Genomic DNA, 15762 nt, shown 5'->3' on the forward strand with positions numbered 1-15762 from the left:
CTGCTCCTCCTTTCTCATTTGCCGATCATCTTGTTGCGGTAATCGGTTGGCGTCATATTCTCCAGCTTTTCGAACTGCGTGGCAAAGTAATCCGCATTTTGAAAACCGACCAGCTCGGCAATTTCATACATCCGCTTCTTCGTTTGACGCAGCAGCCGCTTCGCCTCCTCGATCCGGAGAGAGAGCAGATACTCGTTGAAATAGACGCCGTACTGCTTGCGGAACAACTGGCCGAGGTAGACGGGATTCATATAGAAATCTGCAGCAATCCCCTTCAGGTATATATTCTCTTTGTAATGGGAGTCGATATACTTCTTCACTTTCTCGATATTGCCTTCGCTCTTCTCGCCCCGCTGATCCGCGATGTATGCGGCGGCTTCGGTGATGAACCGGAGGAAGACATGCCGCAGTTGCTCGCCATTGCGGTATTTATCCTGCCAGTGGAACAGATCGTCAAAGCTGCGCAGCTCTTTCTCATCGCCTTCGAGCTGCCGGATAATATTGATGATGGCGATCTGGATGCGGCGGATCGTATTGACCACCGCGCCCGGGGCAAACTGCCGTTCCCTGAACAGACGAAACACCTCATCGGCAGCGGACTCGAAGGCCTCTGTCTGATTGGACTCGACCCCATAGATCAACCGGGTATGCAGCTCTTCGTCGACGTCAAAGTAATACAACGGCTTACCCAGCAGCTCTGATGCCCGGTACACCCCATCCTCGCTCGCTGCAAACCGGTAGCTCAAGGTCTCTTCGGCGCTGGATGCAGATTGAGCGATCTGCTTCAAATCATCCACCGTCATGCCTGCAAACAAAGCCACCGCTATGCCAAGCTCCTTCCGCAGACGGTCAAGGATCCGAGCGAGACTGGTGCGCTTGGCCCCATGGTCTCCTGTCATCCACTGCTCCGGCACGATCAGTCCGTACTGATTGTACGCGCGTACATGCACGAGCAGCAGCGAGCCCTCGTGTTGAAATTCCTGCTGCAGCGTCGTCTGCAGCGCCGGCAAATAATCGACCTGCCGGTGCGGCAGCTCATCCTGCATCTCGACAATGACATACGTATAGGCGGAGGCAAGCGGCAGCTCCAGCGCCTGGGCGATCTGCTTCATCACCTGTTCTCCCGGCTCCGTCTGCAGCAGGCTCTCGATGACGGTCTCGACAAGCGGCTTCTCTCGGGTGATGGACAAGAGCTGCTGTTGATTCAGCGAACCCGCCACCTTACGGAGCGTCGCAGCGAGCTCCTGCTCATCGACCGGCTTCAGGATATAATCCGACACGTTGTAGCGGAACGCCTGCTGCGCATAAGAGAAATCCGGATGTCCGCTCAGGATGATGAACATCGGCTGATGCTCACCCTCCGCCTTCACTTGCCGGATCAGCTCCAGACCGTCCATAACAGGCATACGTATATCGATAATGACCAGATCCGGCAGGAGCTCGCCGATCAGCTCCAGCGCCTGCTGGCCGTTCTCCGCCTCACCACAGATCTCATATTGCAGCGATGACCAATCCATCAGATTGATCAGACCCTTGCGCACATACATCTCATCGTCCACGATCAGCACTTTGTACATGAAGATTCCTCCTCAAAGTCTAGCCCCATCATCGGCAGACTTGTCATACTTTGATTATATACGGCTTTTGGGCTTGCATACAAAGCATGATTCTTAACGCACGCAGATGAAGCCTGTAGAATCCACCGCGCCGAGCGGCACAGGGTCTACAGGCTTTTTCTTTATGATGGGAACCAGCATCATACACAGACTGCCCTCAAAACAGGGCCTCAAGGTAACGGATCGTTCTTCCGATAATCGATTCCGCACCCATCGGCGCTTTTGAGGGCAAGCTGATACTGCCGCTCTCCGATCCGACTTATTATTCTATGAGGAACCTAATGCCATGGGCATGTTCATTGATGTCGAAGTCCTGCTCCGCATCCAAAATCAGCTTGCCATTGATACGCAAATTAGTGAAGGTGACCCCTTCGATACTCCGTTCACGGTCAAACCCGTAGATCCGGTTTTTGTTTTCATTTTTCCCGCTATAGGTCACATTCCGGAAATGTATGTTCTCAATCCGTTTGCCGGCTACCGGGTTATATTTCTCGTTCCACACGACACGGATGTCTACCAGCTGGCCCAGTTCAAAATCCTCCACTCGGATGTTCTCAAAGGTAACGTTCCGCACCGTGTTATTATCGCCGGCATTAATATTCATGGCCCCCCAATAACCGGGCTGCGGCTCATGATGCTCCAGAATATCGATATTGCTGAACTGGATATCCTCGATCAAGTCGCCTCCCCGGCGGTAGTCCCCATGTCCGCCGACATTCATCGCATGCGCTACGTCAGCCCATAGAATGGAGTTCTTGACAGTAATGCAGCGTGCATCTCCATAATAATCCCAGCGGCTTCCGTAGACCGCGATGCAATCGTCGGATGTCCGCAGGAACACATCGTCAATCTCCACATGCGAGCTGGACATCATATCGATCCCATCACACCATCCCCGGGTGCTGAAGGATTTGAAGTTGCGAATCCGGATGTGCTCGGACTTGCCGATATAAATGCTATAATGCGGCGGATCGAGCAGCACTAATCCTTCCACGGTAATATGCTGCGAGAAGCGGATTCGGATGCCCCGGAATGCAGAGAACCGGTGAAAATCAGCCAAATACAATATTCCCCTGCCCCGAATCGTAACATGCTGAACATGATCGCAGACGAGGGAGCCGACCACCATGGCGCCGCCTGCGATATAGACGGTTTTGCCGGACGGAATGCGGAAGATCGTCTCTTCCAGATAGTGCGTGCCCGGTCCAAAATAGATCACTTCCGGTTCTACTCCCCCAGGCTCATTCGGACTGCTTAACGCCTGATAAATATCCTCCTTCCGATGGATGGCAGGCTTCAGGAACAGGACGTTCGAATCGTCCGGCAGCGGCGGATTCTCCTCCAGGCCATTGGCGAAAAGATGCAAATTGCTAAACCGCTCCCCATTCACCTCAATAGACAGCTTGCACGGCTCATGCAGACAAAAGGTAATCGCCGCTCCTTCCACCTTGAATGGGATGTGCTTTGAGAGCGGGCGGATGATGACGTCCCGCACCATGTCCTTCCGGCTCTCGACACGCACCTCCACGACGCCCTCCATGTCAAAATAACACATCGAGGCCGCTCTGACATTATGCATATCCACCTTTGCCTCATACACGAATAGCGGCTCCCAGGCTCCGCCTGGATTACGAACACTTACCTTAAAATCATCGCGTTGAACTGCTCCTTCGGGCGCTTCCCATATCTTGTAATAGCTCATTGATGCTCTCCTCTATCTTTATTCCGTTCCCAGATTCAACTCGAACTCCTCGTCGCGGTTGCAAGTCAGCAGGCCGTCCACGACCTCCAGCTTGGCCACTTGAATGGAAGAGCGGCGCCATTCATAGTCGTTCGAAGCCTGATGATGTCCGTTCACCCGGCCAGGATGAGTAAAATAGAAAATGTACCCTTCTTCTCCTTGCACGACCACATCCGCGTGGAGACCGATCGTCCCGTCATCCTCCCGCTTGCCAGGTTGATCGAGTATGATGCCGTTTCGTTCCCATGACAGCAGATCTCCGGAACGGTACACCCCTTGTCCTCTCCATTCGTCTACGATAAGCCAATAGTATCCGTTTAAGCGAAACACATTCGGTCCTTCGTGGAATCTACCTGTTATCACCGGACCAATCGGCTGCCACACATATAGATCCTCGCTCTCTGCAGCGTAGGTGTGATTCCGCTGCTTATACCACATTCGAAACCTGCCGTCCGGCAGCGGAAATACACAGGCATCGATGACGTTCTCCCCACTTAAGCCCAGCGTGGACCGGAACTCCCACCGAATAAGGTCGGGGCTTGTATAATGTCTGATTCGGGCCTTGCCCGTCCAATCTTTCGGTACGCCTTCAACATAAGTAACATACATGTGATACAGACCATCGTGCCAGATGATCTCAGGTGCCCAGAACGTATTTCTGCCCCATCCTGTTTCGAGACCTTCCAGGGTTCCCCGGTATAACCAGGTTGACCCTCCATCCGATGAAGATGCAACACCGAGATCGGTGCCATGCACCCATCCGAACTGCGGACCTTCCTGCGTCGCACGACGATTCGTATAGATCAACCACCACTCTGCGGACTGCCGATTCCAGATCACTACAGGATCAGCTGCTCCGTCATAGATGGGATCACGGAACATGGGTGATTTCATTGGCGATCCGCTCCTTTAATCTTTTAATCGATTATTTCGCTCCAACCTCATAAGAGAATCGGTCTACATCAATATAGCCCTGCTCTCTCAGGCAGTTGTAGCTGTAGAGTCCGATTCGATCTCCCCTGTAATGCCCCCATTCGAGCTGATACGCATCTCCAATATAGGCGAACCTCACCCCATCGAAGCTGTATTGGAACCGATTAATGCCGTCTATATTCCACGCCGACCTTAACCAGATGATGCTGCCTGTTAGTTTCGGGCCCCATGCGATCATCCCCGAACGATTGAACTTCAGAAGTCTGGTCCCATTTAATTGCTGTACGCCAACCGTGCAAAAGGTTTTTCCGAAATGGCATAGCCCCGCTTCTTGTCCGTCCGCCATGCCAGTAACATCTATTTGTACAGTAGCCTCGTTGCGGACCGTTTTAAATGCTCTTCGTGAAAGAATATTGCATACGGTAAAAAAATTGTCCTGTTCCAACGGTACGCATGCATGCAGCCGCAAATGGCCAGATCGCTCCGCCAGCGACCATTTATCGGCTCTTGGCTGATGGTTCCATTCCCAATACGGCTCAAGCCGGCCACTTTCAAAATCGTCATACGTGGAAAGGACCGTTGCGGGGGCGCCATGAATCGGTTTCCTCCCGCCCCATACCATCTCTCCGATTCCGTCGCCGTCTATATCTTCTCCGATGATGGGCCATCCGTCGATCCACGTCACGGGCAGCAAGTGAAGCGGCCTGCCTTCGTATTCGCTATAGCCCTGATGGCTGATGAAGTACCACTCCCCGGACACCGTCTGGACAAGTCCGCCTTGATTGGGCTCCCGGTCGATTTCCTGGCCGTGCGTATGGATAATCTCCTTTTCTTCATAAGGGCCATAAATATGCTTCGACCGTAACATCATGACGACCCGGACTTCCACGCCTTCCTCCAGACGAACCTCACTGTGAAAAAAATAGTAGGTGTTGTTTATTTTGTAGATCTTATTGGCTTCGCTTCCTTTGTATTGATGGATGATCGTATCGCTGTCGTGCACTAGCGCCTTGCCGTCTTCACTGAGCTTGAATAAATGAATGTTGTAATTCCCAGCAAAGTTCGTCGCAACCAGATAGCCTTGTCCGTCATCATCCCAGAAAGGGCAGCAATCGTCCCAGCCTGTCACTGCCCATACCTGGTGAAGTGGCTCCCATGGCCCTGCCGGATCGGACGCCGTACTCATAAACAAGCCTTCATCGGGCGTGAAAAAATATACCCAATATTGATTCTTATGGAATCGGATAGCACCGGCCCAGACGCCTCTTCCATAACGATTCATGTGATCGTAATTGTATTCCGGGCCGATGCTTGTCAGGTCACTTACAACATGTCCGATGATGCTCCAATTGACAAGATCCTTGGAATGCAGCACGGCCATTCCCGGAGAGCAATGCAAGGTAGAAGTGATCCCGTAATAATCCTCACCAACCCGAATAACATCCGGATCGCTATAGTCCCCAGGCAAGACAGGATTGACATAGGTACCGTCTCCCTGATCACCCCAAGCTCCCTTCTTTGATAATTGTTGATAGCTATCCTCCATGCCTGGGTCATCCTTTCCAAAGGTCAGTTGTTGCGATCAAATCTGTATCGGCGATTCAAGTTCCGACTGTTTACAATCCTGCCAGAGCAGCGATTTCGCTGGCTGTAAGAGCTTGATTATAGACCCTGAAATCATCCACGCGCCCATCGAGATAGGGATCGGAAGCGTACTGGGAACGGCCGATCCAATTTTGAGTCGTTGCACCCAGATCGGACGGTTTTATAGTTATCGACGCATTGCTCCCCACTTCAAGACCGTCGACGTACAGCTTGCCGACTGCGCCGTTTAATGTAACCGCTACATGATGCCAGCCTCCGGCGGGCAACGCCGATTGCCCGTCGATGATTTGTTCACTTGAGCCATTATTTTTAATGGCGAAGCGTACCTTTCCATTGGCACCGTTTCTTGGGGTAAGAAACATGTTGGTGGATGTGCCTGAGCCGAAGTCAAACACACGTGTCCAGCTGCTTACGCTATCCAGATTCACCCAAGCTGCGATGGTGCTCGTGTGAGAACCAGAGACCAGACCGGCAGGAAGGGCAATATAACCATTGGTTCCGTTGAGATCCACTGCATGGCCGACTCGGCCTGTCGTCCAGACTGCTCCGCCATGGACAGTACCGATATTGCCGTATCCCGAAGCGTCCGCAGCCGAAGTCCCGCTAGTCTCGTCAAGTTTATACCACGCCTGTAAACGGCTGTCTGCTGTGGTGTCTGCTGATACTGCCGCCGACATGGCCCCTCCAGATACGCGAACCTTATAGTAATACCTCGTATTTGGATCCAAGCCAGTGTCATTGTAAGAGGTGGTTGTGACCGGCACACTATTGATCTGTACATAGGTTCCGTTCTCTTCGGTAGATCTGAACACATTGTATCCCAGCGTACCGGATACGGCCGTCCAACTTACATGAATGGCATCCGGGCCGGCTGCCGTTGCTGTCAGACCGGTCAGATTCCCAAGCGTGATGCGATTGCTGAGTCCAACGGTTTTAGCAGCATCGGGCGTGTACAATAACATGGCGAGCGGATAATCCTTCCCTGCTACTTCCGGCATTCTTGTCTCGTAGGCATACGCCAGATATTTGAATTTTTCCTGAGTCATGTCCTGCCCTTCAATATATTTGTAATAGTTGTATAGCACACTGTAGAAAGCATCGATGCGCCCTCTTTCGCCCGCAGAGTTATTCTTGTCGAAAATCTGGCCGGTGTAGCTTTGGTTCGCCACTGCCGGTGTCCACGGCACATCATAACCCAAGTTATATTTGAGCGCATACGTCGTCCCCGCCAACAGACGGTCATCAAGGAAGTTGAATACATTAACGGCATTGGCAGCGGTGGACATCGTACCATTCACCGGGTCAACCTTCGTTCCCTGGGCGTAGATGGTCTGCGCCAACGTAGACAGTCCGGCGATATTGGCGTAGGCATGCCCCGCATCGCGGCCCATTTCCATTAACTGCACATGATAATCCGAAGGATTGAGCGGTGCCCCAGTCAGATCATTTTGGGTCATCCAGCGCATTTGATGCTTGATTGAACCGTTTCTTCCCCCATTTTCGCCTTGTGCATTCACTGTGGTGGCTTCTACAGCCTCCGCGTATAGCTCCAGATCGTTGGTAAAGATCGCCCGCGCCATGATGCCCATCACGGCAAACTGGTGCTGGTTCATAAAGAAATTCGGATGACGTTCTTCGTAGGCATTCCAGACAAGCCCCATCATCTGACTCAAATTCTGAGTATCGGCCGTTGTCCACTTCAAGCTTGTCGTCGGGGTATCGGAATAACGCAAAATTTCTGCGGCAGCTCCGAGCAGATACGTCATCGTCCCAAAACGAAAATTCGTATGAGGAACGACAGACTGAATGCCGGCATACCCTCTAATAATGTACATCGCATTGGAACGATACGTTTCATCTCCGGTAATGTACCACATCACAGCTTGGTGAAAAGCCGTTTCGGAATCCCAATTTGCACGGTTTCCCACATGTTCGCTGGGATTGGCGTAGTAGATGCCATCGATGGTGGCAGCCCAGGGACCGCGGATATTGATATATAAGTCTTTGCCTTGCTCGTAGAAGATGCGTGGTGTTTTGCTGGATCTGCGATCGTTGGCAAACGCTTGAAACGCCGTATTCCAAGGTTCATCGCCCGCCCTTACATGATCGCGCATATTGTCCAGATCAGGCAGCGACATGGCAATGCCCGGGTGATGGATGGTCGCCGTTATCGTATTCCCGTTGGCATCCGTGTAGGAGAGGTTCGCATCGGCGCTTACCGCCTGCGGTTTGTAAGAAGTAATAAGCGGCGATACAGCTGCATGGGCGGGCTCGAAGCCTTGGATGCCTGTAAAAGTTAGGGCTACTGCCAAACAAAGAATACGGATCAAAGAACGTTGGTACCGATTTCTCATCGTATTGTCATTCATTCTTTTCCCTCCTATTATTCTTGCGTTTTGACCGTAATTGTAATGAACTCGCTGGATGTCTCCCCAGCCGCATTGATCAACACGGCGCGGTACTCATAGGTACCAGGAGCTCTGCCGGAGAGGCTTGTAGACGCTGTCTGGGCGTTTGGCTTCCTTTCTGCAAGGGTCTGGGAATCGATCAATACCCCATTCTCGTACAGGCGGTAATCCGAGCCGTTGGTTCCCCACCACATATTCATCGTCACCACGTAATTGCCGTCCCCATCCCAATTGTCATGGGACAAGACCGGCTTGCCCGGTTCGGCATCCGTGACCGTGACGATCAACGGGTCGCAGGCTGCCGTGCCGAAGACATTCGTCAACTCACAGGTATACGTATACGTGCCGTTGCTTTTGCCTGCGATATCGGCTTGTGCGATTTGCGCCTTCGGCGACTGGTCCGTCAGCTCCTGCGTATGGACCAGCGTGCCATTCTCATACAGCTTGAATGACGTACCGTTGTGCCCCCACCACAGGTTCATCGTCACCGTATAATTGCCGTCCTTTAGTCCCGTAGCGTGACCGTGATTGGCTGCAAGCACCGGCTTTCCTGGCGCCCCGCCTGCCAGCGGCGTCTCCTGATGGAGCCACTGCGCCCAGCGAGCCAGGACCACTGCCTGTTCAACGGTCAGCTTTTTCCCACTCTGAGCGTTCACTTCTTGAATAAAGGCCTGCAATTGACTCCTAGCTTCTTGTCCTTTGCCGTCGGCCGCTTTCGCTTTGGCGGCTGCCAGCTTCTGTTGAAGCGAAGTCGCGATGCCTTGCCAGCCCGGGGCGCCGGTTTCTTCCGCGAAGGTACCGGTCAGTGCAGACAGACTATCGAACGTCGCAACCACGCTATATGAATGTTCGGCCGACCCGCGGTGACCTGCGGCATCCTCCGCTTCCGCCGTCACGGTATGCACACCCGGCTCAAGCAAGTACGCCTTGCTCTCTGCGAGTGGTTCGTCGCATGGCGAAGAGGTCACTCCGGATATCAGGTCCTCGGCTTCACACAGGATATGGATCGTCTGATCAATCGTATAGGATAGGTCTCCAGCTATCGTGATGACGGGCGCGGTCAGATCGATCTTCACCTCCACATCGCTTGGCGAGCCCGCGCCGGCTCCAGTTGCCGGACGATACAGCAGTTGGTTCAGGCCTTCCTGGCTCAAGGTAACCGGCTGGTCATAGGCGAACCAGCTGCTGCCGCCGTCCACACTGTACTGCATCCTCCCTTGCGCCGACAATGCCACCGTGACCGGCACCGTGTACCATCCATTCAGACCGTTCGGCTCGGCGGGTTCAAGCGACGCCGCGATCTTCATCTCCAGCGCTTCCAGCGCTTCCAGCAGACTCGCAGCTGCCGCATCAATCTCCTCCTGGGTGACAGCTTCGCTGCCTCCGTACACCCTATTCGCTTCCGTAACAGCCTGATGAAGCATGGCTATGCTGTCTTCTTCATAATGCTCGGGGTTAACGGAGGCCGCTTCATCCAGCAGCACCTCAAGCAAGGTCTTATCATATAAAATGTTGTAAAATTCGAGCTCTCCCACATTGGCAAATCCGTTAGGCGTATAATACCGCAGATAACGATAGGCCGTATCGTTGTTGATCGCTGCCGAATACCACTTCAACTCGGTGAGACCGCTGATCGTGTAGAGCGTGTCGAAGTTCGTTCCGTCATTGGAGCCCTGGATGAGGGCATTATTCATCCGGTTTATATTCGATGCTCTCGGAATGAACTTGACGCTGCCGATCTTCTGCGCCTGCTCTGCTCCCAAATCGACGCGAACCCAGCCGGCGCCCGTTTTCGTATCAGGAGAAGTCGTCGGATCACCATCAAAAGCATGCCATCCGTTCTGAGCAGCATCGAACTTGTTATCCCAGGAAACGGAGGAGGCGATAACCATGGCTGGTGTAATCTCCACTTTCTCCGCTGCAAGCTCGGATAACGGAACCAACGATTCTTCTGCTGCAAGAAGCTCTGCTGCAAGCTGGACCTTGTCTGCTTCCGGCATGACCATCTCCGCTTCGATATGCGCTACTTCTTTCCGGTACAGATAATAACTGCCTTGCGTATACCCTTCAGGTGCAATCACATGCAGGCTGACATGAAGCTCTATCGTCTGGGCGGTCTCGAAGCTGCCGTTGCTGACCGTCAGCAGGATCGGATGTGTGCCATAATCCGCTTGACCTGGTGTCCAGGAGAGCATGCCGGTCGCTCCGTCCAAGGTCGCCCCGGCTGGCAGATTGTCCGCACGATATCCAAGCTTCGCCCCGGAAGGATCAGTTGCCTCCACCTGATAAGTGAATGGCTCCTTTGCCGTCAGTTCCAGCACTGGCTCAACAGTGAGCACAGGCAATCCTACCACCGTGATCTTAGCAGTTCTGGATGTAGACAGTGATCCTGAACTGACGCTAAAGGTCAACGGATAGACGCCGCCCTGCTCTTGGGCCGGGGTCCATTGGAACGTGCGCGTTTCCGCGTTGAAGGAAGCGCCTTCGGGCAGGTCGCTTGCCTCGTACTGAACGTCTTCGATGCCGTTCATTTCTGTAACTGTGAACGTAAGCTGCTGCTCCGCAATGACAGATTTGTCGCCGATCGGAGCAAGCACTGGCAGCCCATCGATCGTTTCAAGTCCTTCCAATGCCTCCCTCAGGCTCTCCGCAGCCGCGTCGATCTCTCCCTGATCTGCTTCCGCTTGACCTGCCACCGATTCTGCAAGTGCACGTGCCGTTTGGAGCGCTTCGAAGCTTTCAATTGTGTAATATTCGGCTACCCGATCAGCCGCTTCATCCAGCAGCAACGTAAGCAGCGTTTTGTCACTCGGGATTTCAAGAAACTCGATTTCTTCAAAGTTCACGAAGCCATTATGGTCGTCATAGATGCGGATATACCGATATGGCGTCTGATCCGGGTTAAGGGCAGCGTACCACTGGTAAACCGATGTATTGGGAATTTTGTACAGATCCGTCCAAGTCTCCCCGTCATTAGAGCCCTTAAACATCGTCCCGTTGACACGATTTACATGGGTTCTTCTCGGCAGGTAGCGGAACGTATCCACTACTTTTTCATTCCCTTCGCCAAAGTCCACGTCAACCCAGCTTACAGCCGACCTGGTATGAGCTATCGTGTCGGGATTTTCATCGAATAAGTACCAGGCGTTCTGTTCCTCGGAGATGTTATCATTCTGCCAAAACTTCTCTGACGCTTTTGCCATGGATGGCTGCATTGGAACCTTCGTCAGCAGTGTGCGGAAAGAAACGAGCAAGCTCTCAGCTTGATAGATGTCGTCGATCAGCTGCGCTTCGTCATATTCAGGTTCCATCATTTCTGTTTGAATGCGTGCTAATTCCTGGCGGAACAAGTAGAAGCTCGCCTTCGTATACTCATTAGCCGGCAGGCTCAACGCATTCTCCAGAACGACCGAAATATCATCTGCATGCACGCTCACGGTTTCCGAGAATGGTTGCGGAGAGCCGTCTTCGTGTACGGGCATTACTTTGTAATACGCACTCCCGAATCTTAAGACATCCCGAATCGGTCTCGCTCTTGTCCCCGTGATTACTTCCTCCCAAGGCGAGCCATCTTCCAGCTCGGCCGCCCCTTCTTTGAATACGGGATCAGTCAGGCTCGCCTCTTCATTCTGGGTACGATAGATGTTAAACCAGGAGGCCTGCTTTGGTTTATTCCAGCGCAAAGTAATTTGATCTTTATCTTTATCGATAAACGGCATCAGACTCTCTCTCGGCATATCCGATACGGTTACTTCGCTGAATGCCGCCTCTTGGGACGATATGAGTCCCGTATAATAGGCATAGGGGAATAAACTGTCTATCTCGGTAATGTATTCCCAATCGACGCCATCTTTCGATGCAAAGGCATGGCCGAGCTGCGAGTTATGATGCCACAACAGCTTGACATAAGGATAGTCATCGACATGATAGCCTTTTAATTTATAATTCCACGGACTTACAGGTATGCCACCATTCCACACACCAAAGGACACCCGATTGCGATGCTGCAATACCAGATTCCCTTGATCATCCGCGCCAAAATAAAGATAACGGGAATTTTCGGAGAGGAATTCCCTTAACATAATACCGCTCAGAGCGCCGCTATTCTGATCAATCCTGGCACTAATAGAGCTATTGCCAACGGCTGTCTGATGGACATAGTGGAAGGAGTCATGAATATCTCTTCTATAGATATTAAAATCGTCCCCTTCTCCCAGCCCTTTTCCATCTACGTTCTGGATTGCAACTACATCGCCATTAACCGTTGCGCTGCCTTGCGTGGTCCCAATGAAGTCCTGCTGCCATGGGGAGGCCAGATTTTGGGCATCGGCATCGCTCAGATCTGCTTTTGCGCGCCATGACTCCCAGCCTGCTCCATGTTCATTCACGGCCGCTACCTTATAGTAATAGGCTTTTCCACCCGCCACATCGGTATCTTTATAGTGATTGCCCGTTAACCCCTCCGCGATCACGGCATACGGACCCTGCTCGGTTTCGGAACGCTTGAGGGTATACGTTTGTCCTCCCGCAGTCGTTTTCCATATCACATCTACAGATCCATTGCCTTCAAGCGCCTTGACAAAATCGACATGATTTGGTTTTGGAGCCGGATCAAAATGGGATGATAATTTTAAAACCATTCCTCTCTCGGGTCCAATGGTTACTTTTCCATCGATTACCGGAATATTGGATTTTGTAACCAAATCGAAGATTTCATTTCCTGTATAATCGGAAGGCAGATCAACCTCAAATGATTTTTCATTCTCGTATTCGGTACGGGTTGTATTCATGAGGATGAAATACTCCCCATATCTTGCAGCCATTAAATCCGTCAACGCCCCATAGGGGTGATCGACTTCGAAATTGTCCCGCACCACCTTGCCGACGCCCGGCTGATACGCAACGGGCAATATTTCGCCTGCCAGGGATTGAGGCGCAAAGCCTTTGGTTGCAGGATCATTGCGCTGATAATAGAGATCCACGTCTTGTTGTCTGATATGGTAATCCTCATATTGAAACTGATTGTTGTGAGCAACCTGTACCACCCGCACATTCTCAGGCGTGACAATATGAAGCTTGCCGGTAGCCGGAACCCCCATATTCAGCCACGCCAAAGCCCCGAACATTCTAAAGTCTCCATCCCGCATGGAGATAAATGCATTATCTATATCCATCCATGCAAACTGTTCATATGCCTCCGGGTTCACGCCTAATGCGGCAATCTCTTCTTCCGTATAATAATCAAAATCGGTCTGAGGAAGGACAACCCCGGCTTTTACATCATTAAATCTGGCATAGTCCTTCCTGGTATTAAATATATAGTCATAGGTATCACGCACATGGAAATCCTTCGAAGACAAATCCATCAGCAAACGATTATCCATCTTCAACTGCTGTACGGCCCCTACGGCATATTTGGCATACTCCCAGTACCTTTCCCATTCCGGACCGCTGTAACGCTCTTCATGATCCGCCATATACTTTTCTAAATAAGCATAAGACGTGCTATATCCGAGTAATCTGGCGCCATAGGCAGGAGTTCTGGAGGGCATACCCCCGTTTCGTTCATCTATGGTGGCATTCATCGCCAGCAATCGTTTGCCTTCATCATCCAGGTCATTGATCCGCGTCCACAAACGTGCATAAAAGTTGTTAAGGGCAAGCTTCAGAAGTTCATCATTGATTTCTTCTTCCCCAGGCTGATCCAAGGTTTTATAGAAGTAATCCAATATATAATTGGCTACTTCCCCATAAATCCCCACATAGTGATTTTCTCTTGTCAACCCGGCTTTGGTTAGATTGGTATACTGTTCTCCATAAGGCTTGCGCCGTACAACCTCACCTTCTTCGTCCAACTTGCTTTTTGCAAGTCCTTTTCCGACAATGTGTACATAGTCGTCGGTAAAGACAGCTGCGTTGTCATGAGAAAACAAAGAATGATAGAGATCTAATTCTTCCCCGTTGGGACCGACCAATACTTCTTCGCCTAACCAAGGAACCCCGCCGAACATTTCCAATAAAATGCGATGACTGCGCTCTCTCCCTTCATAAAATTCGGACCCTACCATCCTGAGCCCTTCATGAGCTTTCCATGCGCCTTCGTACGTATAGAACACCTGATTCGTAATATACGATTGTCTGGAACGGGCAAAATCAAAGTTGGCCTTCAGTACCCGTTCCCATGCCATGCGGCGGGTTAAAGGTTCGCCATCCCATCCTGCGCTGGCAAGGGAGAATTCGCCTTCCACCGTTCCCGTATCAAAAGTTTGATCCAGAAAGGCATTATATCCGTCTTCCCCTAACACGCTTTCATCAAAGATCAGGGTTTCCGCAAGATACAATGCCTCTCCCAATTCGCCGTAAAAGCCGCCCCAATCCCCTTGGTGTCCGCCACGAAGCACTAATCGTGTATTGCCATAATAGTTTTTCGTATGCACATCAATGGCTTGAAACATACGCATCAACGCTTCGCGTTTCGCTTCCGGGGTTTGCATGGGAGAAATGTCCGATTTCAAAACCATGGCATAATACCGAAGCGCATTTGTGTATTTCGCGATATTTAACGTGTTATTCGGATTTTGGCCAAGATGGTTGTAATGATTCATAAAAGTGTTAATCGGTTCTTGTTCCAACTGTGCAATTCTTGCTTCAATCTGGTCAGCCGTTTCTTCAGGCCGCACGACTGTTTCCGGTCCCTGATCTTCCTTGAATTTATACCCCTGCACTTCATCATCTACATCTATATAGGCCTGGGTATGCGTATAACCGATATAGTACCCCCTTGATGGTTGTTCTACCTTGCCAAAGGGATTTGTAGTATTAATCGTGATTTCAACGATTTCCTTTCCTCTCGTGGACTCCAGAGGAAGCGCAATGGTGCTGTATATAAATTGATTCGGCGCACGTTCGCCGCCTAACAGAGCACCATAATCCCCTCCTCTGAAATACCCGACCTGTTCGCCGTTGATTACAATTTGCGCTCTAGCACCGGATGGCATCGTCTCGTCTCCTGCAAACTTCACCGTAAAGTAATTCTGAAGGTACGGATCTACCTGCATCGAAAAGGTTAAAAAACCACCTGTGTCTGAAGCTGGACTAAGCGGTTCGGATACCCGAGCCTTCTCTCCCAAGAATCCGGTGATCACGCTTGTGGAATCACCCGTAAAGTTGTGAGCGTTTTCAGATTCGGCATGACCAAAATCAATCTTGTCCAAAATCCCCGTTCCAGCATCAGGCTGCTGAACTTCATTAGCGGCATACACCCGAGTATCCTGCACAGGCACGGCCCATTGCAGTATCATGACTGCTGCTAATACCATGGCAAGTGAACGCACCGTCCAGGTTGTTTTTTTATTATAACTACCCACAATATTTCCTCCCATACTTAGATTATAGTTTTGCTAATCCTTCACTTAAAAACAGGAACATCTGTAGATTCCATCACCCTAAATCTATAGAT

At 51.3% G+C, this 15762-nt stretch carries 6 protein-coding genes; all 6 read right to left on the reverse strand.

Going from position 1 to position 15762, the window contains the following annotated elements; all coding sequences use genetic code 11:
* Window positions 1–14 precede the first annotated feature (14 nt).
* Window positions 15–1577: a response regulator gene (locus ABC336_RS09895; protein WP_413238512.1), complete on the reverse strand. Its 1563-nt coding sequence runs from the start codon at window positions 1575–1577 to the stop codon at window positions 15–17.
* A 301-nt stretch (window positions 1578–1878) separates the two neighbouring features.
* Window positions 1879–3318, reverse strand: a complete 1440-nt coding sequence (locus ABC336_RS09900) for a glycosyl hydrolase family 28 protein (RefSeq protein ID WP_413238513.1) — start codon at window positions 3316–3318, stop codon at window positions 1879–1881.
* Between the two features lie 18 nt (window positions 3319–3336).
* On the reverse strand, window positions 3337–4251 hold the full coding sequence (locus tag ABC336_RS09905; RefSeq protein WP_413238514.1) for a family 43 glycosylhydrolase: 915 nt from the start codon (window positions 4249–4251) through the stop codon (window positions 3337–3339).
* A gap of 31 nt (window positions 4252–4282) precedes the next feature.
* A complete protein-coding gene (locus tag ABC336_RS09910) occupies window positions 4283–5836 on the reverse strand; it encodes a glycoside hydrolase family 43 protein (protein ID WP_413238515.1) in 1554 nt (517 codons plus the stop codon).
* A 70-nt stretch (window positions 5837–5906) separates the two neighbouring features.
* Complete coding sequence (locus tag ABC336_RS09915) at window positions 5907–8264, reverse strand: LamG domain-containing protein (RefSeq protein ID WP_413238516.1); 2358 nt, start codon at window positions 8262–8264, stop codon at window positions 5907–5909.
* 14 nt (window positions 8265–8278) lie between these two features.
* Complete coding sequence (locus ABC336_RS09920; protein ID WP_413238517.1) at window positions 8279–15670, reverse strand: putative Ig domain-containing protein; 7392 nt, start codon at window positions 15668–15670, stop codon at window positions 8279–8281.
* Between the last annotated feature and the right edge of the window lie 92 nt (window positions 15671–15762).

It is taken from the genome of Paenibacillus jepli (assembly GCF_047238105.1).
Taxonomy (GTDB): domain Bacteria; phylum Bacillota; class Bacilli; order Paenibacillales; family Paenibacillaceae; genus Paenibacillus_D.

Coding starts and splice junctions, on each gene's coding strand:
- ABC336_RS09895 (WP_413238512.1), bottom strand. CDS start 1,577: ATGTACAAAGTGCTGATCGTGGACGATGAGATGTATGTGCGCAAGGGT.
- ABC336_RS09900 (WP_413238513.1), bottom strand. CDS start 3,318: ATGAGCTATTACAAGATATGGGAAGCGCCCGAAGGAGCAGTTCAACGC.
- ABC336_RS09905 (WP_413238514.1), bottom strand. CDS start 4,251: ATGAAATCACCCATGTTCCGTGATCCCATCTATGACGGAGCAGCTGAT.
- ABC336_RS09910 (WP_413238515.1), bottom strand. CDS start 5,836: ATGGAGGATAGCTATCAACAATTATCAAAGAAGGGAGCTTGGGGTGAT.
- ABC336_RS09915 (WP_413238516.1), bottom strand. CDS start 8,264: ATGAATGACAATACGATGAGAAATCGGTACCAACGTTCTTTGATCCGT.